This is a genomic window from Cochlodiniinecator piscidefendens, assembly GCF_011326755.1.
Lineage (GTDB): Bacteria > Pseudomonadota > Alphaproteobacteria > Rhodobacterales > Rhodobacteraceae > Cochlodiniinecator > Cochlodiniinecator piscidefendens.
The window spans coordinates 387,711-406,734 of the sequence record NZ_JAAOIE010000003.1; the positions used below are offsets into that span (position 1 = coordinate 387,711).

Sequence of the window (19,024 nt, forward strand, 5' to 3'; positions counted from 1 at the left end):
TACGGCATGGATCGCGCGGATATTGTGCATGAGGCGTTTCAAACGCGGGTGAAATCAGGGGCGTTGCCCGGTGGGGCGGGGCCTGCTGGACCGTTGACCAAGGCGGAGGCGGTCGCGATTTTTCGGGCGCAATGCCTGTCGCGGAATCTGGACCGGACATCGCGCAAGATGCAAAAGGCGGGGCAGGGGTTTTACACCATTGGGTCCTCTGGTCACGAAGGTATGGCGGCGGTTGCATCTGCGTTGAACCCGGATGACATGGCGTTTTTGCATTACCGGGATGGGGCGTTTCAAACCCGTCGGTCGGCCCAAGTGCCGGGCACCACGCCGACTTGGGATATGTTGTTATCCTTTGCGTCGAGTTCTGAAGATCCGATTTCCGGCGGCCGTCATAAGGTGTTGGGATCAAAGGCATTGATGATCCCGCCGCAGACTTCAACCATTGCATCGCATTTGCCCAAGGCGGTTGGCGCAGCCTATTCGATTGGGTTGGCAAAACGGGTGCGACCAGAGCATCAAGTTTTAGATGACAATAGCATTGTCATGTGTTCATTTGGTGATGCGTCGTCAAACCATTCTACCGCGCAGGGTGCAATTAATTCGGCCGCTTGGACCTCTTATCAATCGGTGCCGATGCCGCTGTTGTTTGTGTGCGAAGACAACGGGATCGGGATTTCAACCCGCACACCAACGGGATGGGTTGGGGCGAATTATTCGAACCGTCCGGGGCTAAAGTATTTCCACGCCAATGGCTTGGATTTGTACGATACCTACCGCGTAGCACAAGAGGCCGCGGAATATGTGCGTACCCGGCGCAAACCGGCGTTTTTGCATCTGACGCTTGTGCGCCTTTATGGGCATGCGGGATCAGATATGCAGCAATCCTATTTGTCCAAAGATGTCTTTGAAGGATGGGAAGACGAAGATCCATTGCTGCATTCCGCACGTCTGTTGCAGGAGGCGGGCGCATTAAAAGCGGATGAAATCCTAGAAATTTATGACGAGGCGGACGCGCAATGCACCCGTGTTGCCGATCAGGCCGTAACAAAGCCCCGGTTGAAAACGGCGGGCGATGTGATGGCCAGCCTTATCCCGCCGAAACGCGATTGTAAGCCAACAAATGGCCCATCAGATGAGGCGCGCGCCGATGTGTTTGGCTCTGACATGCGGGCGATGGCCGAGCCGCAGCACATGTCGCGCCTTATCAATTGGGCGATGACGGATCTGATGTTGGAGCACGGTGAAATTGCAGTGATGGGCGAAGACGTCGGGAAAAAAGGCGGCGTTTATGGCGTCACTCAGAAACTATGTGATCGGTTCGGGCCGGATCGGGTGATCAACACATTGCTTGATGAACAATCTATTCTGGGCCTTGCGATTGGTATGGCGCAGAACGGGTTTACCCCGATGCCCGAAATTCAGTTTTTGGCCTATCTGCATAACGCCGAGGATCAATTGCGCGGCGAAGCGGCGACGCAATCATTTTTCTCCAACGGGCAGTTTACCAACCCGATGGTTTTGCGGATTGCTGGGCTTGGCTATCAAAAGGGTTTTGGCGGGCATTTCCACAATGACAATTCACTGGCGGTTCTGCGGGACATTCCGGGTGTGATTATTGCCTGTCCAAGTGCCGGGGATGATGCGGCGAAAATGCTACGCGAATGTGTGCGATTGGCGCGCGAAGAACAACGGGTTGTGGTGTTTGTGGAACCCATTGCGCTGTATCCGATGCGGGATTTGCATGATGTGAAAGACGGCGGTTGGATGCGTCACTATCCAAAACCGGATGAACGTATTGCATTGGGTGAGGTTGGCGTGACGGGTGACGGCCCACTGGCGATTGTGACCTACGGGAACGGCCACTACCTAAGCCAACAAGCGTCTAAGGTATTGGCAGAAAAGGGTATTCAAACCCGCGTTATTGATATGCGTTGGCTTGCGCCGATGCCTGTTGATGGCATCCTGGCCGCACTTAAGGGGGCTGAAAAGGTTTTGGTCGTGGATGAATGCCGCACCACTGGCAGCCAGTCCGAGGCATTGATGGCGATGCTGCACGAACAAGCAGATTTGCCAAAAGCGCGCATCGCTGCCGAGGATAGTTTTATCGCGACCGGGCCAGCCTATGCGGCAACGATGCCCTCAGCCGACAGCATTGCAACCGCTGCTGAAACCCTTTGGGGGACCAAATGAAACAAACAGCCGTTGTCGTAGCACCCGGCCGGGGCACTTATAACAAAACTGAGTTGGGCTATCTGCGTCGTCACCATAGTGACAAGGCCGCGTTGATTGCCGAATTTGACGCGTATCGCACAGCAAAGGGCCAAGAAACGGTTTCCGATTTGGACGGGGCTGCACGGTTTCAGGGCGCAAAACACACGCGTGGCGATCATGCGTCGCCTTTGATCTATAGCTGCGCCTATGCGGATTTTCTGTCTATTGACCGGGATCGTTTTGATATTGTCGGCGTGACCGGGAATTCGATGGGCTGGTATATCGCGCTTGCCTGTGCGGGGGCACTTAGCCCTCTGGCCGGGCTGGATGTGGTGAATACTATGGGCACCTTGATGCAAGAAAGCCTGATTGGTGGGCAGTTGATTTACCCTGTGGTCGATGAAAACTGGCAAGCCATCCCCAGCCGCCGTGATGAGGTGTTTGCGAAAGTTTCTGAGATCAACGGACGGTCAAACGCGACGCTTGGCTTGTCGATTGAATTGGGCGGTATGTTGGTTTTGGCAGGGGATGAGGCCGGGCTGGCCGCGTTCGAGCGCGAAATGCCCCGTGTGCAAGAGCGTTTCCCAATGCGTTTACCAAACCACGCGGCGTTTCACACACATCTGCAAAGCCCGGTGGCGGCGCAAGGGCGGGAACGCCTGTCTGCAGATTTGTTTGCACAACCTTCCATTCCTCTGATTGATGGACGCGGCGCGCTTTGGGCACCTAAGGCCTCTGATCTATCGGCGCTGTGGTCTTATACCTTGGGACATCAAGTGGTGGAGCCTTACGATTTCACGGCCGCTATTCGCACGGCAACGCGCGAATTAATGCCAGATGTGTTTATCGTATTGGGGCCCGGCACGACGCTGGGCGGGGCTGTGGCGCAATCCATGATCGCCGCTGACTGGCGCGGTATGGACGGCAAAGCAGCGTTTCAGGCGCAGCAGTCTACCACCCCACGTCTGATTTCGATGGGGATGGAAAACCAACGCAGTCAGGCAACCGGCATTGCATGACGCGCATGACAGATAATCTGTCGAATTTTCCGCAGGTATTTGGTTTCAATTCACGTTAAACATCGTCCCTGTTAGCAATGCAGGGACGATTCCGCGTGTCAGAGCCGCAAATTTATTTTGATCAAGGACCAATGGGTGCGGGAACAGTGTTTCGCAACCCAAAGCGTTTGATTGTTGCGCATACACCTGAGGAGGTGCCGGGTGCGCTTGTTGAACTTGCGCGGGCGCAGGCAGATGGGCTCTGGATCGCGGGATATGGCAGCTATGAGCTTGGTTATGTGATGATGCCGGGATTGGCGGATTTAATGCCGACTGAACGCGACACGCCATTGATGGCATTTGGGGTGTTTGATGCACCGCTACAAGGAAAATTGGACGCGGGAGAGGCCACACTTGGCCCATTGCGCCCGACTTGGGATTTGGCGCGGTACAGGCGGGCATTTGAAACGCTGAAGGCCTATATTGGAGCCGGTGACACCTATCAGATCAACCTGACCTTTCCGATTGAAACCGAATACACGGGCGACGCGCAGGCGCTTTATCAGCAATTGGTTGCACGCCAATCTGTATCGCATGGGGCATTTGTAGACCTTGGCGTTGGGCCGACGATTTTGTCGCGTTCGCCTGAGCTGTTTTTCCGCACAAATGCGCAAGGTCAGATCGAAACGTTACCAATGAAGGGCACAGTGGCGCGCGGGCTTACAGATGCCGAGGACGAGGCGCGCAAAGATTGGCTGCACAACGACACGAAAAACCGGGCCGAAAACCTGATGATTGTGGATTTGCTGCGCAACGATATTTCGCAGGTGTCTGAGATTGGATCTGTGAAAGTGCCTGAGCTGTATTCGATCCAAAGCTTTGCCACGGTGCACCAAATGGTCAGCAAGGTGACGGCGCAGTTGTTGCCAGAAACCAGCCTGACCGACATTTTCCGCGCCTTGTTTCCTTGTGGCTCCATCACGGGTGCGCCAAAACACCGGGCGATGCAGATCATTGATGAATTAGAGGATGCCCCGCGCGGCATTTATTGTGGCGGAATTGGCTGGATGGCGCCGGATGGTGCGTCGTCCTTTAATGTTGCCATCCGCACGCTGAGCCTGTTTGACGGTGGACGTGTGCGTCTGAACGTCGGTGGTGGCGTTGTGTGGGACAGCACCGCCCCGTCTGAGTATGAGGAAGCCCTATGGAAAGCGCGCTACGCGGATCTATCCCCACAGGGGTAAAGATCATCGAAACCTTTCGATTTGATCGTGCAGGCGGCTTTGGCCGATTGCCGCTCCATTTTGGGCGGATGGCGGAAACGGCGCGGGTCTTGGGATATCCGTTTCACGAAGATCATGCGCGGGCCGCACTGGCGGGGGTGGTGACGCAACCTTTGGCATGCCCGATTGGCGGGGCGTCAGCGCCCGCTTTGCGGTGCCGATTGACACTGGATGCGCACGGGAAATTTGATCTGACGGTTGCCGAGGCCGGGGAAAAACCGCAGCTTTGGAAAATTGCTGTATCTGAGCAGAGGCTTTGCGCAGCCAATGCATGGCTGCGCCATAAAACCACACAACGCGACACCTATGATCAGGCGCGTGCGGCGTTGCCTAGCGGCATTGATGAATGGATTTTCTGTAATGAACGCGGCGAGGTGTGCGAAGGCACCATCACGTCAATTTTCCTCAAAACGGGGGGGCAGATGTTAACGCCGCCTCTGTCATCCGGACTGTTACCGGGGGTGTTGCGGCGCGCGTTGATTGGCGCCGGGCAATGTCGTGAACAGCTGTTGTTCGTGGCCGATTTACGGGCGGCTGACGAAATTTACGTCGGGAATTCGCTCAGGGGGCTGATCCGGGCCGAACTTGTGGGCTTGGCGACTTGACAATCGCCCTGTGGTCCTATGTATCGGGCCAGACCGTTTTTTATGCCCAAGGGGAAAATCTATGCACGCATTTCGCAGCCAAACCTGTGCGGAACTGACCAAAGCCAATGTGGGCGATACTGTTCGTTTGTCTGGCTGGGTGCATCGGGTTCGTGACCACGGTGGCATTCTGTTTATCGACCTGCGTGACCATTATGGCATCACCCAAGTTTTGTGTGACCCGGACAGCCCTGCATTTGCTGATGTGGAAAAGGTGCGTTCAGAATGGTGTATCCGCATTGATGGCACTGTTAAGGCGCGCGATGAATCGCTGATCAACCCGAAATTGCCAACCGGCGAAATCGAAGTGTTTGTGCGCGACATCGAAGTCTTGGGTGCCTCTGATGAGCTGCCTTTGATGGTGTTTGGTGATCAGGAATACCCTGAAGAAACCCGCCTGAAATATCGCTACCTCGATCTGCGCCGCGAAAAACTACAGAACAACATGATCCTGCGCTCAAACGTTGTGGCATCTATGCGCCGCCGGATGTGGGATAAAGGGTTCAACGAATTCCAAACGCCGATTATCACCGCGTCTTCGCCCGAAGGGGCGCGCGATTTCTTGGTGCCGTCCCGTCAGCACCCAGGTAAATTCTATGCGTTGCCACAGGCACCACAACAATTCAAACAGCTGATCATGGTGTCTGGATACGATAAGTATTTCCAAATCGCGCCGTGTTTCCGTGACGAAGATCCGCGCGCTGACCGCTCTCCAACTGACTTCTATCAGCTCGACCTTGAGATGAGCTTTGTTGAACAACAGGACGTGTTTGACACCATTCAACCGGTTGTTGGCGGCATCTTTGAGGAATTTGGTGGTGGTCGTAAGGTGGACCAAGACTGGCCGCTGATTTCCTACCGTGACGCAGCACTTTGGTATGGGACCGATAAACCTGACCTTAGAAACCCGATCAAAATGCAAGTTGTGTCTGATCATTTCCGCGGTTCTGGTTTTGCAATCTTTGCGAACCTTCTGGAAAATGAAGGCACTGAAATTCGCGCCATTCCGGCCCCCAAAGGTGGATCGCGCAAATTCTGTGACCGGATGAACAAATTTGCCCAAGGCGAAGGCCTGCCGGGCATGGGCTATATTTTCTGGCGTGATCAAGGCGAAGGTCTTGAGGCGGCGGGTCCTTTGGCGAAAAACATTGGTCCAGAGCGCACAGAAGCAATCCGTCAGCAGCTTGGCCTTGGGCTGGGTGATGCGGCGTTCTTCTTGGGCGGAAAACCCAGCGCGTTTGAATCTGTCGCTGGTCGTGCACGTACGGTTATCGGTGATGAATTGGGTCTGACGGACCAAGATCGCTTTGCTTTTGCTTGGATCGTTGATTTCCCAATGTACGAAGCAGACGAAGAAACCGGCAAGATCGACTTTAGCCACAACCCATTCTCTATGCCGCAGGGCGGAATGGATGCGTTAAACGGTGATCCGCTGGATGTTCTGGGTTACCAATATGACCTTGCCTGTAACGGGTATGAGCTGATCTCAGGCGCTATTCGGAACCACAAACCAGAAATCATGTTCAAAGCGTTTGAATTGGCTGGTTACGGCAATGACGAAGTTGAAAAGCGCTTTGGCGGCATGGTCAACGCGTTTAAATATGGCGCACCGCCCCACGGTGGTTGTGCTGCTGGGATCGACCGGATTGTGATGTTGTTGGCGAATGAAGCAAACATTCGCGAAGTGATCATGTTCCCGATGAACCAACGCGCCGAAGACCTGATGATGGCCGCGCCAAGCGATCCGATGAACGAACAGCTCCGCGAATTGGGGTTGCGGGTTATCCCACAGGAATAATTCGATATCCTATTGAGAATTGAAAGAGGCGCTTTTGCGCCTCTTTTTCGTTTGGGCGCTGTAAATGTTGGTGAACTAGAATACATTGGTGCCACAACATTGATGAGCAGGTTTCGTAATGCCGTTTGACCCTAATATTGCTGCAATACGTTTTGGAACGGGCTTGAGTCCGAATGTGTCGCCGATTTCCGGAATGTCTGCGATACTGGATGAGTTGTCTGATGGGGATGCGCCAGCGGCTCAGTTTCCCATACGGGACTTTGCACAATGGGGGCGTCAATTCAGACTTCATCGCGAAGCGCGCAGCCTTGAACGCGCCAATCGTGGTACAGAAACAGGCCAAGCTGCACGCCAAGAAATCCGCGCGATTAGACGTGAAACACGTGAATGGCAGGCCGAAGCTTTGCGGCATAGCTTGCTGCGGGCGATACAGGCTCCGGTTGGGTTTCGGGAACGTTTGGAATGGTTTTGGGCAGATCATTTTACTGTGCGTGGACAAGGGCCGGTGTTGCGTGAGGCTGTTTCGTCCTTTGTCGCGGATGCGATCCGGCCAAATATAAGTGGATCATTCGCCGATATGCTAAAGGCGGCTGTGACACATCCCATGATGTTAAGGTATTTGAACCAGACATCTTCAGTCGGGCCGAATTCAAACGCGGTGCGTCCCGGTCGCGGGCTGAATGAGAACCTTGCGCGAGAGGTGCTTGAATTACACACATTGGGCGTTGATGCCCCCTATCGACAGGGTGATGTTACCGAGTTTGCTCTGCTTTTGACGGGGCTGGGGACGGGGGTTGAGCAAAGCTTTCGGTTTCATCCCAGTTTTGCTGAGCCTGGGGCAGAGGTGGTGCTCGGATCAGCCTACGGCGGCGAAACAGCGGATGTGAATGATATTTATGCTGTGCTTGATGATTTGTCCATTTACCCTGCAACGGCGCGCCATATAGCCCGAAAACTGGCTGTGCATTTTGTGTCGGACTCCCCGTCTGAGGCATTGGTTAGCTACATTGCTGATCGGTTTTTTGTCACGAATGGGGACTTGCCAGATGTCTACGAGGCCCTGCTTTCGCACCCTGATGCATGGAATCCGGAAGCGCAGAAAGTCAAACGCCCATTGGAGTTTGTGGCATCTGCTCTGCGGGCTTTGCACCCAGATACGTCCCGTTTGTTGCGTGCGGACGCGGCCAAAACACGCCAGTATATTTGGGCGCCGATGCAATTGATGGGGCAGGCTTGGGAATATCCAAATGGCCCTGATGGCTGGCCAGAGTCCGTCTCTGCATGGACAACGCCGCAGGGAATTGCAGCACGTATTCAATGGGCGATCACGATCCCGCGCGTGCTGAAACCTGATTTACCTGATCCTCGTGCATTTGCAGAAACAGCACTTGGTAGTCAAATGAACAGCGCTGTGCGATTTGCCGCAGAAGGTGCCCAAACAAAATGGGAAGGGGTTGGGCTTATCCTTGCTTCGCCATCCTTCCAGCGGAGATAGAAACATGGTCGTCTCACGTCGAAAATTTCTAACACGTGCCGCTGGATATGGCTGTTCTTTAGCCGCCAGCCCTTTGATTACCCCAATTACATTTGCCAGCGCGCCTGGGGATGTGCGCTTGGTGGTTATTATTTTGCGTGGGGGCATGGATGGGCTGGATATGGTGCGCCCGTATGGCGATCCCAACCTGCGCGCACTGCGCCCGACCTTGGCTGCATCTGCATCCGTTGATCTAGATGGTTTTTTTGGTTTGCACGAGGCGGCTTCGCCTTTGATGCCCCTGTGGCAATCTGGTGAGTTGGGGTTTGCCCATGCCGTTTCTACACCCTACCGCGATAAGCGCAGTCATTTCGACGGCCAAGATTTATTGGAAGCCGGAACTGGAAGTTCGCTTGGCCAAGGGGGGTGGTTGAACCGGCTGTTGCAACGCATGCCGGGGGCGCGGGCGCAAACTGGGTTCTCGATCGGGGCCGAGGCTATGTTGGTGATGTCAGGTAATGCGCCTGTATCTAACTGGTCCCCAGAAACAGAGTTGCGCCTGTCGGAGCCGTCGCGTCGGTTGTTGGAAGTGGTTTATCACGATGACCCCGTATTTCGCGACGCGCTAGACGAGGCAATGGATCTGACGCAAATCATGAATAGAGACGCGGTTGCGGACAGCTACGCTGAAGCCTTGAACACAATGGAAAGCATGGTGGAAGGTAGCCGTGGCGGGGATGGGCATTTGCGCCTCGCCCAATTTGCAGCTGAACGGTTACGGGCCGAAACCAGGATTGCAGCATTTTCGCTGAGCGGCTGGGACACCCACCAAAATCAGGCACGTGGTATGCGTCGAAATACGACGCAGTTAACTGACGTGATACTTACATTGCGTGAAGGTTTGGGCGCGGATTGGTCTAAAACTGCGGTGTTAGCAATGACCGAGTTTGGTCGTACAGCGCGGGAAAATGGCACAAGGGGCACCGATCACGGAACGGGTGGCCTGATGTTTATGGCGGGTGGGGCCGTTCGTGGCGGCCAAGTGTATGGCGGTTGGCCCGGGCTTGATGAGGGCGCGCTTTATCAAGGGCGCGATCTCATGCCGACCACAGATATTCGGGCCTACGCGGGGCAGGTCATAAGCGGGTTGTTCGGTTTAGAACGCAGTCAAATCGAAAGCTCAATCTTTCCGGGCGTCGATTTAACAACGGCGCCGGGTGTGATAGCTTAGATCGCGCCCAAAAGCGCGGTGATTGCAATCATCGCTGTAAAAGACGCAGACAGCATGACAATCCAATTTAACGCAACAGCGCCGTTTTCGTCTTTGTAAAATGCGCGAAGTTTGTTCTGTGTCATTGGTTGTCCCCGAGTTGCAAGAGCGCCAAATCTGTGGCGTTTAGAATTTGTTAAGAATGTTTGCAGGGCAAATTTGCGGAAATTACGGTTGAATTTGATCTGAATTGTGGCTGGACGGTTGTTTTTACTTGAAACGATGCAGCAACCCTTGCCACTGTGACAAAAGACGGCGGATGAAGGGTGCGGATTGCATGAAAAACAACATTTTAGCAGAACGACCAAAGCTAAATTGGAAAACTCCGGCGCGTCCAGACTTTGATCATCTTCTGGGTCAATATGTGCGGCTTGAACGGCTTTCACCCGATCGCCACGCTGCGGATTTACATCGCGCCAATTCAGCGGATCATGGCATTTGGGACTACCTTCCTTATGGCCCATTTGCGTCAGCCGCAGCCTATCACCGCTGGGCACGAGAAATGGCCGAGGGCCAAGATCCGGTATTTTTTGCGATAAAATCTCTGCAAACAGGCCATTTTTGCGGTGTTACGAGCTATCTGCGCATCGCACCGGAGGCCGGGTCGATTGAAGTTGGGCACATCAATTTTTCGCCTGAACTGCAGCGCACACCAGCCGCGACCGAGGCGATGTATCTGATGATGAAATGGGCATTCGAGGCCGGGTATCGCCGGTATGAATGGAAATGTGATGCCGCAAACATTGGGTCGCGCCGCGCCGCACAGCGCTATGGCTTTAGCTATGAAGGTGTGTTTCGCCAGCATTTGGTTGTCAACGACCGCAACCGCGATACAGCTTGGTTTAGTATTCTTGATGGGGAATGGCAGGCCCTGTCTGAGGCATTCAAAACATGGCTTTTGCCACAAAATTTCGACGCACAAGGCCATCAAATAGAGCGGTTAGGCGATATGACAGCGCTTGTGCGTTCTGGTTCAGATCCGGTTCTTGCGCGTTAGATTTGTGCGCAGGCCTGCAATCGGTCCTGTACCAAATCGGCAAGGTGGGACACATTAGACGGAGACGTCTTTTTCAATTCCATTAAATCCGTCGCGGCCTTTTGCATGGGTTCATCATGCGCAGATTTGGCAACGCCGCTTAGAAACTGTGCAATATAGGCCAAGGTGTCGTCGTCTGTGCCCATCGAAAGGATGCTCGCGATATGGGCGAGATCATCGCGATATGCGATCGGATCTGGTTTCACGACCCCAGTTGGTAATGCACGTATTGGCACATTTGGGTCATTTGTTGGCAGGTTTTCCAAAACCATTTCTTGAAAAATAGCCAAGCTTTCGATCGGTTTGGACAGGAAGCCATCTGCGCCAGCATCACGGGCGAGATCAGCCATATAATCATCCCCACTGGTGGCTAGGATGACCGGAACACGCGGTGTCGCCAGATGAAGTTCACGGATCAAATCCGCACCAGATCCATCAGGAAGGCCAAGGTCAATCAAAACAACGGTGGGGCGATAGACCTGAAGATGCTTGCGGGCTGACGCCAGGCAATCTGCACGTCGAATACGCGCACCACTTCGCAAACACAAAAGCCGTACAGCTTCACAGGCAAAACGGCTGTCTTCAACAACCAGAACCGTTACGCCGAGCAAAGGGCGTTCGTTGGTCGGGCTGCGTGGAGTCATGAGAGAGACGAGATCGTCCATTTCCTTTCCTTTCGGTAGCTGATTCTGATTAGACGCGTTCAAGGCTAATGGAGCGTTAACAAAGCTGATGCGTCCAACCGTCGCTTGCGTAACGAATGGCAAATAGTCATAACGGCCACACCAATTTGGAAAGGAATGATGATGATCGGTCGTTTGAATCATGTTGCAATCGCTGTCCCTGATCTTGAGGCAGCGCGCGCGCAATATAGTGCGACTTTGGGGGCAAATGTTGGCGCTCCGCAGGATGAACCCGATCATGGCGTGACCGTGGTGTTTATTGAACTGCCAAATACCAAGATCGAGTTGCTATATCCGCTTGGCGAAAATTCCCCGATTAATGGGTTTCTTGAAAAGAACCCTTCAGGTGGCATTCATCACGTTTGTTATGAGGTTGACGATATCTTAGCCGCACGTGATCACTTGAAATCCGAAGGCGCCCGCGTGCTAGGCACGGGAGAGCCGAAGATTGGTGCGCACGGTAAACCTGTCCTTTTCTTACATCCGAAAGATTTCAACGGATGCCTGATTGAGTTGGAACAAGTCTAATGACCATCACTGCAGCCATTGTTCTTTTTGCTGTTATTTGGTTCATGACATTTTTGATCGTGCTCCCTATTCGTTTGAAAACGCAAGGGGATATGGGAGAAATCGTTCCTGGCACCCATGCAGGTGCGCCTCATGACCCGCAGTTGAAAAAGCGGGCCAAGATAACAACTTTGATTGCTTTCGTTCTATGGGCCGGTATTTCGTACGTGATCCTTTATGGTGGGATTTCCGTGCGCGACCTCGATTACTGGGGACTTAGCTATGATCGCGAGATATACGGTGAAACAAGTGAGTAAAGGTTGCCACACCAAAGACTGGTACAAATAAGTTCACGATTGGGATCGAAAGGGGCATTGCCATCAATGCCCCTGCGAGCCAAATTTGCAAACCATTCTGTCGCCAAAGTTGACGTGCAGCAGTACGCCCAATGCGCCGCATTGCGACCATTTGAAAATATTCACGCCCCAAAAGAAAACCGTTAAGCGACCAAAAAATCACCGGCGCGAAGATGTTGAAAATTGCGTAGAGTATAAGCGCAAAAAGGTTCGCAACGACCATAAGGCCAAGAAAGTTCAGACTGTCTTGTAATGCTTCGCGAAATGGGATGCGTGGAGGTTGAGGAAGGTGGGAGTAATGGCGCTTTTCGACGGCCACCGCGACATCGTCTAAGAACAGCCCGGTAAAGGCTGAGGCGACGGGCACCATAAGAAACATCGACATCACCACCATGATGAGGATTGATCCCCATGAGAGCAGGTCATGAAGCCAAGTGACCTCACCCACCCAAGGTAGGGTTAAAGTCCCAGGTAAAAACCAGCCAATCATGCCCACAAAAAACGCATAGATACCAAACAAAAGCGCTATGGCTAGGCCAAGCCCTATGAACACCACGCGGCGGAACTTAGGGTCTGACCATTGGCCAAGTGCCTTTGCAAAATCCGTAAAGATCATACATCAACCCATGTGGTTATGGCGTCAAGGTCGGGGCGGGGGCGCTCGGGTGGTGTGCTGGTTTCTGTACCGATGTGAATATAACCTGTGATGTATTCATGTTCTGCAAGTTCTAACCCTTCGGTTAAAAAATCGCGATCAAAAGCCATCCAATTTGATAGCCAATTGGCACCCCAACCAGAGGCAAGTGCTGCGTTTAGCAGCGATAGGCAGACGGCACCGGCAGAGAGTTCTTGTTCAATCCGAGGAACTTTTTCTGATGCTTTGGGCGATGCAACGACAGCAATAGCGAGATTGGCAGAGGCGAACTGGTTATAGGATTTTTCGATTTTCGCCTCGTCGAAGTTTAACTCAGCCCCGCGTTTTGCGGTCAACTTAGCCAGACGCTGCATTGCGTTCTTTTCCAGAACGATAAACCGCCATGGCTCTAGTTTGCCATGGTCGGGCGTACGAGCCCCCGCAGTGAGGATCGGTAAAAGATCGGCGCGATCCGGAGTTGGGCCAGATAAGGTTTTTGCCGGACGGGATCTGCGTGTCAGAAGGAATTCCATAGCAGCGGGATTGGGTGTGGGCATTCGGGGCTCCGATAAATCTCTGATGTTGATGTGGGACGTAGCGCGCGAAACTCAAGCAGGGGTGTTGAAAAAATCCTGCATTTCGTCAATCAGCTGGCTATAGAAAGAGGTAAGGCGTGCGTTGGGTTGGCGCAAGGCAAAGGTTTGGGCAAATGGGTCATCAACCGTGATCTTAGTGCCTGACAGCACTTCGATCACAGCATGGCCGCAAAAGGGCACATAAACTTCTGAATATCCTCCCTCGTGCACCATGGCGAGTTTGCCACGACATAAGGTCGCTGCGGCTTCAGATATCATCTGTGTCATCTGGCGAAACGTATCTGCGGTTGCGAGCATACGTCCCAGCGGATCTATGGCCGCCGCGTCATATCCACAGGCAACCACAATCATATCAGGGCGGAAGGCCGCGATCTGCGGTAATACAATGCGCTGCATCGCCTCCAGATAGGTGTCGTGACCAGCGCCGGGGGGAAGAGGGATGTTTATGTTCCCTCCGCGCCCAGGGCCTGCACCCCGGTCCGTTACATCCCCAGTATCAAGCGGGTAGTTATGCTCTTGATGAATTGAAATAGTTAGAACGTCGGCGCGTTCATAAAACACCGCTTCGGTTCCATTGCCGTGATGAACATCCCAATCCAACACAACGATGCGTTTGGTGTAGCCTTGCGCAATAGCGGCCTCGACGCCGATGGCGATATTAGACAGCAGGCAAAATCCATTCGGAAAATCTGGTGTGCAATGATGCCCGGGAGGGCGCGTTAAGGCATAAGAGTTTTGCAAGTCACCCCGGGCTACAGCGCATATTGCTTCCTTTGCTAGTCCTGCAGATTGTGCTGCGATTTCATATCCTCCGGGCCCAAAAGGTGTGCGCAGACCCAATTCACCTCCGCCGTTGTCTGACGCTGATTTAAAGGCATCGATGTAGTCGTTGGGATGCACGCGCAGTAAATCTGCGCGCGTTGCCGTTGGGGCCGTACCAGTGGTCAGTTCGGCGTAAAGGCCTGACACCTCCAGCAAATTTTTCAGACGCCTTTTTGCTTCGGGCATCTCGGGCAATCCACCGTAGGCGAGCGGTTGAACAAAGCCCCCAACAGGTACGGTTGTCGCGTAATTCCCGCCGCCGTGCCAAAAACAGCTTTCGTCGCTGAAAAACCCTGTAGCCATGTCTACCCCTTTCGCTTTACTTAGAAAGACTAAGCAAGCTACGCGGCTTGATCCAGAGGAGAAACATGGCTGATCCCGATCTTTCCTATCTTGCGCGCAAGGGCAATGAAATTTCGCTGCGTGTTACGCCAAAGGCCTCCCGTAACGCCGTCATTGTGACGGATGAAGGTTTACGGGTGTACGTGACCACGGTGCCCGAAGATGGCAAGGCCAACAAAGCCGTAATTAAGCTCTTGGCCAAAGCGATGGGTGTCGCCAAATCTAATCTGCATCTTGTACGTGGGGCCACTTCGCGCGACAAAGTGTTTCGGGTGGAGGATATCGCGTGACAAAATTGACGGCAGAATGGGTGCGTTTCAAAAATACCTGTGTTTGGTCGTGGGACGGCTGGTGCGCAAGTTGGAAAAGTGAAAAAACACTACGCCAATGGACTTTGGTCAATCTTTTGTCTGCAGGTCTTACTTTTGCGGTTGATATGTCTTCGGTCGAGCGCATTTTGATTGTTGGATTCGGGATGTTGGTTCTCGTCGCCGAGCTGTTGAATACCGCTGTGGAGAATACGGTGGATCGCATATCGCTTGATCCACATCCCATGTCAAAAAAGGCCAAAGATGCCGGAAGCGCCGCAGTTGCTGCGACCGTTGTAACTGCTGGAGTGATCTGGTTGTTGGTCCTGTTTGGGTAGGCAGATCAGGCTATCGCTAGGTTTGCGACTTGGCGTCGTCACGGATAAGTTTATAAACACCTTCGGGAAGATCAAGCGCTGCGGACAGGTCCGCGAGCTGGGTCATGGACAGGGTGATACGCATTGTGTTGTCGGTACGCGCGTCAAACTGCTCTATTGTTATGCAATCGTCGAAGGCATTGATAATAATATCTTCGAGAAGGTTGGGCCCGTCTTCGTCAACAAGTGTGACAACCGTCGCGTCGAAATCGTGTTCTATTGTAAACATAGATTTAGCCTACCCCATAAGTTGTGAATTGCAATCCTTGATTATTTCGGGTTCTTCTTAACTCAGAGAAATGAGGTACTTATGAACTCTAAGATTGCAGGTATTATTGGTTTAATGAGTCTGGCTCTGGCTGGCTGTGTCACGCCAGAAACGACACCAAGCCCAAAAGGGAATGTTCCCACAGTTGATGCAAAATCTGTACCTTTGCCTTCTGGCCGTGCCGCCCGCAATTTTTTTGCAGTAGTTCAGAGAATTGAACCTGTGGCTGAGCGCGAATGTGAGTTACGCACTGAACGGCAGGATTGTGACTTTATCATTCTTGTTGATGATCGCGTGGGGCAACCTCCCAACGCGTTCTTTACGTTGGACGAACGTGGCCGTCCCCTCATTGCATTTACAGTCGCATTGCTGGAGGACGCACGCAACGAGGATGAATTGGCCATCGTTATGGGGCACGAGGCCGCCCACCATATTCTGGGTCACATCATACTGACCCTTCAAAATCAACGGGCGGGGGCTATGGCCGGGGCTATTGCCGCGTCTGTGCTAGGGCGTGATGTCCGCGAAGGCGCCAATTTAGGCGCAGTGATCGGCGCGCGACGGTACTCTCAAGATTTCGAACTACAAGCTGATGGGCTAGGGACCATTATAGCAGCGCAAGCAGGATATGATCCGCTGGTGGGGTTGGCGTATTTTGATCGGATTGTAGATCCAGGAAATCAGGCTTTGGGCAGTCACCCGGCAAATGCACGTAGGATTGCAGTTGTGCGTGAAACCTTGGCGGGATTATAAACCGCACATGCAACAATTTGAAAACATTGTAACAGACCGGGGTTCTAAATATTCGGTTTCTGGCGGGGTAGTGCGTACCAAAGGCGAAGCCCAAGCCTTTATCAAACAACTGTGTCGGCAGAAGAAATATGCCAAAGCGACCCATAACACATGGGCTGTGTTGCTCGATGATGCACCGCTAAAGAATGATGATGGGGAAAGTGGCGCTGGCATGGTGATCTTGCGCATGTTGGAACGTGAAGAACTGCGCAACCATATTGTTGTTGTAACACGTTGGTATGGCGGGGTGAAATTGGGTGGTGATCGGTTTAGGCGAGTTCAGGACGGAGTTCGTTATTATTTTGAGCACGGCGGGCCATTCTAGCCTTCTGTCTTTTGGACAGGCCCGATATTAACCCTCTTTGTTTTCTGTTTTGCAAAACATGTCATACATTAAATCAATAGTTCTCTGGACGCGTTGATCTGCTATTGAATAATAGACTGCTTTGCCTTCACGACGCGCATGGACCATGCCATCTGCACGCAACCGGGACAGTTGTTGGCTGACAGCTGCTTGGCGAGCACAAAGCAGAGTTTCCAGTTCTGTGACTGATTTTTCCCCGGTGCAAAGGTTGCAGAGAATTTTCAATCGCCCTTCGTGCGATAGCGCTTTGAGAAAGTTTGCGGCTTCTGTCGCACAGAGATCAATTTCTTGCGCAATACCGTCGGTTCGCATGGTGTTTCCTTCACATCTCCAGAAGGGTGTGCAGCTAACACAGGCTTTGTTTTGCTTCCAGCCCTCGACGGCGGCGGCACTTTTTCCGAATAGGTTGCCGTAGAGGCAATTCGGTGAGCGTATGCGCCAAGTTCGACTGTAGGACAGTAAACCCGGGGGAATTTCACTAAATGCGATGCCAGCATCGGGGTGTTGATTTCGCCACTGTTCATGTGATCGAAGATTTTAAAGATGTGTGTAACACTCTTCATCTAGACCTGATAATTCGACCCGGGGAGCGTTAACAGTGTTCAATATCTGTTGAGTAACATAGCTTAGTCAAACTGGCCTTACATATGGGTGCAAGTAGTTTGGAAGATATAAGCATCTGTCCCCGTTGTGTATTTTCTTTGTTCTTAAGATTTGGTCGGAACAGTTTAAGACGTGATGGACGATTTTTGAGGCTAGAGAACCCAAAGTAGATACAATAATTGCGAATATCGAGAGTGAATTTTTTACGCGGTTGAGTGCGATCGCTTGGCTGTTTTTAAGGGCTGAAATGATTTTTGGTTTTGGGGACGAGAACAGTGAAATTACATTGATAACGGTGCCACTGACTTTATCAAATCTATCCTCGAGGTTTAAACGGCAGGCTTATCTGTAGCCCAAATCGCTTTGCAAAATTCCGCCGATCGGGCGATATTGGGGTCCGTTAGCGCGAGACGCCTATGAACTGAGTCGGCATGTTAGTGGAAGTCAATCGGAGTGAATATGCGTCCACCCACTGCAGACAGCAGTGGATGCCAAATGCGAATGCTTCGAATAACTCTATTTGAATAGTATGACATTGCGCCGTGCTGCCCCGGAACGAGTGTCTTCTATGGCTTCGTTGATTTGATCTAATGTCCACCGCCCTGAGATTAGCTCGTCAAGTTTAAGGCGACCCTGTTCATACATATCAACCAGCCATGGAATATCTCGACGCAGAACAGTATCGCCCATTTTTGTACCAATCATACCCTGACCCAACGCTGCAAAAATGACGGGTTCGTATTTTGCGATATCGCCGGAATGAGGCATCCCGACCATCACAACCTTACCTTTGGGGGCAAGGTATCTAGGGGCTTCGTTATAAGCGCGGACAGCTCCTACAGAAACTAAGACTGCATCGGCCATGCGCCGATCGGTGATTTGCGCAACTTGCTTCCAAGGCTTGTCGTCTGAGGCAAGAATGCCATGGGTCGCGCCAAATTCCTTTGCGGTGTCTAGTTTTTCGGGAACCATGTCGACAGCGATGATTTTGGCAGCGCCTGCAATGCGCGCACCTTGAATAGCATTCAGCCCAACACCACCTGCACCGATGACGACAACAGTTTGTCCGGGTCGAACATTAGCCGCATTCACAGCAGCACCAACGCCAGTGATCACACCACACGACAACAAACAGGCGACGTCCATGGGCAGACTCTCGGGAATAGGTGCGAGCTGACTAGGATCAACAACCACCTTGTCAGCAAAGGCCCCACATTCCATCGCTTGATTTATTGGGGTGCCCTTATGCGAAGTTAAGACGTTATCCATGATCGGGGGTGTTTCACAGGACACAGGCGAACCTGATGCGCATGGCGGACAATCGCGACAGGCTCTGATGAGCGTGACCAAAACAGGTTGGCCAATTTCATATCCTCTCACGCCAGTACCAACTGCTGAGACACGGCCTGCCGCTTCATGACCGTACACAGCCGGAAGTGATCCACCCCAACCACCATCCATAAAGGAAATGTCGGAGTGGCAAATTGCGCAGGCTTCTAGTGTGACCTCGACTTCGCCAAACGTTGGTGCCCTAAGTTCAATTTGCTCAACGCTTAGGGGGTGTCCGAAGTCGTGACAGACGGCAGCGCGAATTTTTCCCATGCGGTTCTCCTGTTTTCAGGAGAGTGCGTTGGGAAACCGCAACTGACAAGAGAGCA

Annotated in this window: 22 protein-coding genes; 14 read left to right on the plus strand and 8 right to left on the minus strand. The window is 52.7% G+C overall.

Annotated elements, in window-relative coordinates; all coding sequences use genetic code 11:
* The first annotated feature begins 6 nt into the window (after window positions 1–6).
* The 7 genes from G9C99_RS10795 (at window position 7) to G9C99_RS10825 (ending at window position 9,639) form a co-directional block, all read left to right on the plus strand.
* On the plus strand, window positions 7–2,190 hold the full coding sequence (locus G9C99_RS10795; protein ID WP_166417491.1) for a thiamine pyrophosphate-dependent enzyme: 2,184 nt from the start codon (window positions 7–9) through the stop codon (window positions 2,188–2,190).
* The gene (locus G9C99_RS10800) at window positions 2,187–3,230 is read left to right on the plus strand and encodes an ACP S-malonyltransferase (RefSeq protein WP_166417492.1); all 1,044 of its coding nucleotides are present in this window, start codon (window positions 2,187–2,189) and stop codon (window positions 3,228–3,230) included. Before G9C99_RS10795 ends, G9C99_RS10800 begins: the two co-directional genes overlap by 4 nt.
* A gap of 131 nt (window positions 3,231–3,361) precedes the next feature.
* Complete coding sequence (locus tag G9C99_RS10805; RefSeq protein ID WP_231704054.1) at window positions 3,362–4,453, plus strand: aminodeoxychorismate synthase component I; 1,092 nt, start codon at window positions 3,362–3,364, stop codon at window positions 4,451–4,453.
* Window positions 4,414–5,097: an aminotransferase class IV family protein gene (locus tag G9C99_RS10810; RefSeq protein ID WP_166417494.1), complete on the plus strand. Its 684-nt coding sequence runs from the start codon at window positions 4,414–4,416 to the stop codon at window positions 5,095–5,097. The genes G9C99_RS10805 and G9C99_RS10810 overlap by 40 nt, the downstream gene beginning before the upstream one ends.
* A gap of 61 nt (window positions 5,098–5,158) precedes the next feature.
* Window positions 5,159–6,934, plus strand: a complete 1,776-nt coding sequence (gene aspS / locus G9C99_RS10815) for an aspartate--tRNA ligase (RefSeq protein ID WP_166417495.1) — start codon at window positions 5,159–5,161, stop codon at window positions 6,932–6,934.
* A gap of 118 nt (window positions 6,935–7,052) precedes the next feature.
* Window positions 7,053–8,429: a DUF1800 domain-containing protein gene (locus G9C99_RS10820; protein ID WP_166417496.1), complete on the plus strand. Its 1,377-nt coding sequence runs from the start codon at window positions 7,053–7,055 to the stop codon at window positions 8,427–8,429.
* A 4-nt stretch (window positions 8,430–8,433) separates the two neighbouring features.
* Complete coding sequence (locus tag G9C99_RS10825) at window positions 8,434–9,639, plus strand: DUF1501 domain-containing protein (RefSeq protein ID WP_166417497.1); 1,206 nt, start codon at window positions 8,434–8,436, stop codon at window positions 9,637–9,639.
* Here G9C99_RS10825 and G9C99_RS18595 read toward each other — a convergent pair.
* On the minus strand, window positions 9,636–9,764 hold the full coding sequence (locus G9C99_RS18595) for a hypothetical protein (RefSeq protein ID WP_269434820.1): 129 nt from the start codon (window positions 9,762–9,764) through the stop codon (window positions 9,636–9,638). The genes G9C99_RS10825 and G9C99_RS18595 overlap by 4 nt on opposite strands.
* A 191-nt stretch (window positions 9,765–9,955) precedes the next feature.
* Here G9C99_RS18595 and G9C99_RS10830 point away from each other — a divergent pair, with 191 nt between their 5' ends.
* Entirely contained in the window at window positions 9,956–10,675 is a 720-nt protein-coding gene (locus G9C99_RS10830; RefSeq protein WP_166417498.1) for a GNAT family N-acetyltransferase, read from the plus strand.
* Here the strand turns inward: G9C99_RS10830 and G9C99_RS10835 are convergent.
* Complete coding sequence (locus tag G9C99_RS10835) at window positions 10,672–11,379, minus strand: response regulator (protein WP_166417499.1); 708 nt, start codon at window positions 11,377–11,379, stop codon at window positions 10,672–10,674. The genes G9C99_RS10830 and G9C99_RS10835 overlap by 4 nt on opposite strands.
* 141 nt (window positions 11,380–11,520) lie before the next feature.
* On the opposite strand from G9C99_RS10835, the gene mce reads away from it, so the two are divergent.
* Together mce and G9C99_RS10845 are read left to right on the plus strand one after the other, a co-directional pair.
* Window positions 11,521–11,925, plus strand: a complete 405-nt coding sequence (gene mce, locus G9C99_RS10840) for a methylmalonyl-CoA epimerase (protein WP_166417500.1) — start codon at window positions 11,521–11,523, stop codon at window positions 11,923–11,925.
* Window positions 11,925–12,221 carry a DUF1467 family protein gene (locus tag G9C99_RS10845; protein ID WP_166417501.1) on the plus strand — a complete coding sequence of 99 codons (297 nt, stop codon included), beginning with the start codon at window positions 11,925–11,927 and terminating at the stop codon, window positions 12,219–12,221. The genes mce and G9C99_RS10845 overlap by 1 nt, the downstream gene beginning before the upstream one ends.
* Here the strand turns inward: G9C99_RS10845 and G9C99_RS10850 are convergent.
* The 3 genes from G9C99_RS10850 to G9C99_RS10860 are packed head-to-tail and all read right to left on the minus strand — an operon-like array spanning window position 12,181 to window position 14,615.
* On the minus strand, window positions 12,181–12,876 hold the full coding sequence (locus G9C99_RS10850; RefSeq protein WP_166417502.1) for an EI24 domain-containing protein: 696 nt from the start codon (window positions 12,874–12,876) through the stop codon (window positions 12,181–12,183). The genes G9C99_RS10845 and G9C99_RS10850 overlap by 41 nt on opposite strands.
* Window positions 12,873–13,451, minus strand: a complete 579-nt coding sequence (locus tag G9C99_RS10855; protein WP_166417503.1) for a nitroreductase family protein — start codon at window positions 13,449–13,451, stop codon at window positions 12,873–12,875. Before G9C99_RS10855 ends, G9C99_RS10850 begins: the two co-directional genes overlap by 4 nt.
* A gap of 51 nt (window positions 13,452–13,502) precedes the next feature.
* Window positions 13,503–14,615, minus strand: a complete 1,113-nt coding sequence (locus tag G9C99_RS10860; RefSeq protein ID WP_166417504.1) for a class II histone deacetylase — start codon at window positions 14,613–14,615, stop codon at window positions 13,503–13,505.
* 65 nt (window positions 14,616–14,680) lie between these two features.
* On the opposite strand from G9C99_RS10860, the gene G9C99_RS10865 reads away from it, so the two are divergent.
* Window positions 14,681–14,944 (plus strand): DUF167 domain-containing protein, encoded by a 264-nt coding sequence (locus G9C99_RS10865; protein WP_166417505.1) that lies wholly within the window; start codon window positions 14,681–14,683, stop codon window positions 14,942–14,944.
* Window positions 14,941–15,300 (plus strand): diacylglycerol kinase, encoded by a 360-nt coding sequence (locus G9C99_RS10870; protein ID WP_331459992.1) that lies wholly within the window; start codon window positions 14,941–14,943, stop codon window positions 15,298–15,300. The genes G9C99_RS10865 and G9C99_RS10870 overlap by 4 nt, the downstream gene beginning before the upstream one ends.
* A 16-nt stretch (window positions 15,301–15,316) precedes the next feature.
* Here the strand turns inward: G9C99_RS10870 and G9C99_RS10875 are convergent, their stop codons facing one another.
* Window positions 15,317–15,568: a hypothetical protein gene (locus G9C99_RS10875; RefSeq protein ID WP_166417506.1), complete on the minus strand. Its 252-nt coding sequence runs from the start codon at window positions 15,566–15,568 to the stop codon at window positions 15,317–15,319.
* 81 nt (window positions 15,569–15,649) lie between these two features.
* Between G9C99_RS10875 and G9C99_RS10880 the strand changes: the two genes are divergently transcribed.
* On the plus strand, window positions 15,650–16,360 hold the full coding sequence (locus G9C99_RS10880; protein ID WP_166417507.1) for a M48 family metallopeptidase: 711 nt from the start codon (window positions 15,650–15,652) through the stop codon (window positions 16,358–16,360).
* Between the two features lie 7 nt (window positions 16,361–16,367).
* Complete coding sequence (locus G9C99_RS10885; protein WP_166417508.1) at window positions 16,368–16,724, plus strand: YigZ family protein; 357 nt, start codon at window positions 16,368–16,370, stop codon at window positions 16,722–16,724.
* Window positions 16,725–16,751: 27 nt separating this feature from the next.
* Here G9C99_RS10885 and G9C99_RS10890 read toward each other — a convergent pair whose 3' ends face one another.
* Window positions 16,752–17,075: an ArsR/SmtB family transcription factor gene (locus tag G9C99_RS10890; RefSeq protein ID WP_166417509.1), complete on the minus strand. Its 324-nt coding sequence runs from the start codon at window positions 17,073–17,075 to the stop codon at window positions 16,752–16,754.
* Between the two features lie 807 nt (window positions 17,076–17,882).
* The gene (locus G9C99_RS10895) at window positions 17,883–18,968 is read right to left on the minus strand and encodes a Zn-dependent alcohol dehydrogenase (protein ID WP_166417510.1); all 1,086 of its coding nucleotides are present in this window, start codon (window positions 18,966–18,968) and stop codon (window positions 17,883–17,885) included.
* Window positions 18,969–19,024: the final 56 nt, after the last annotated feature.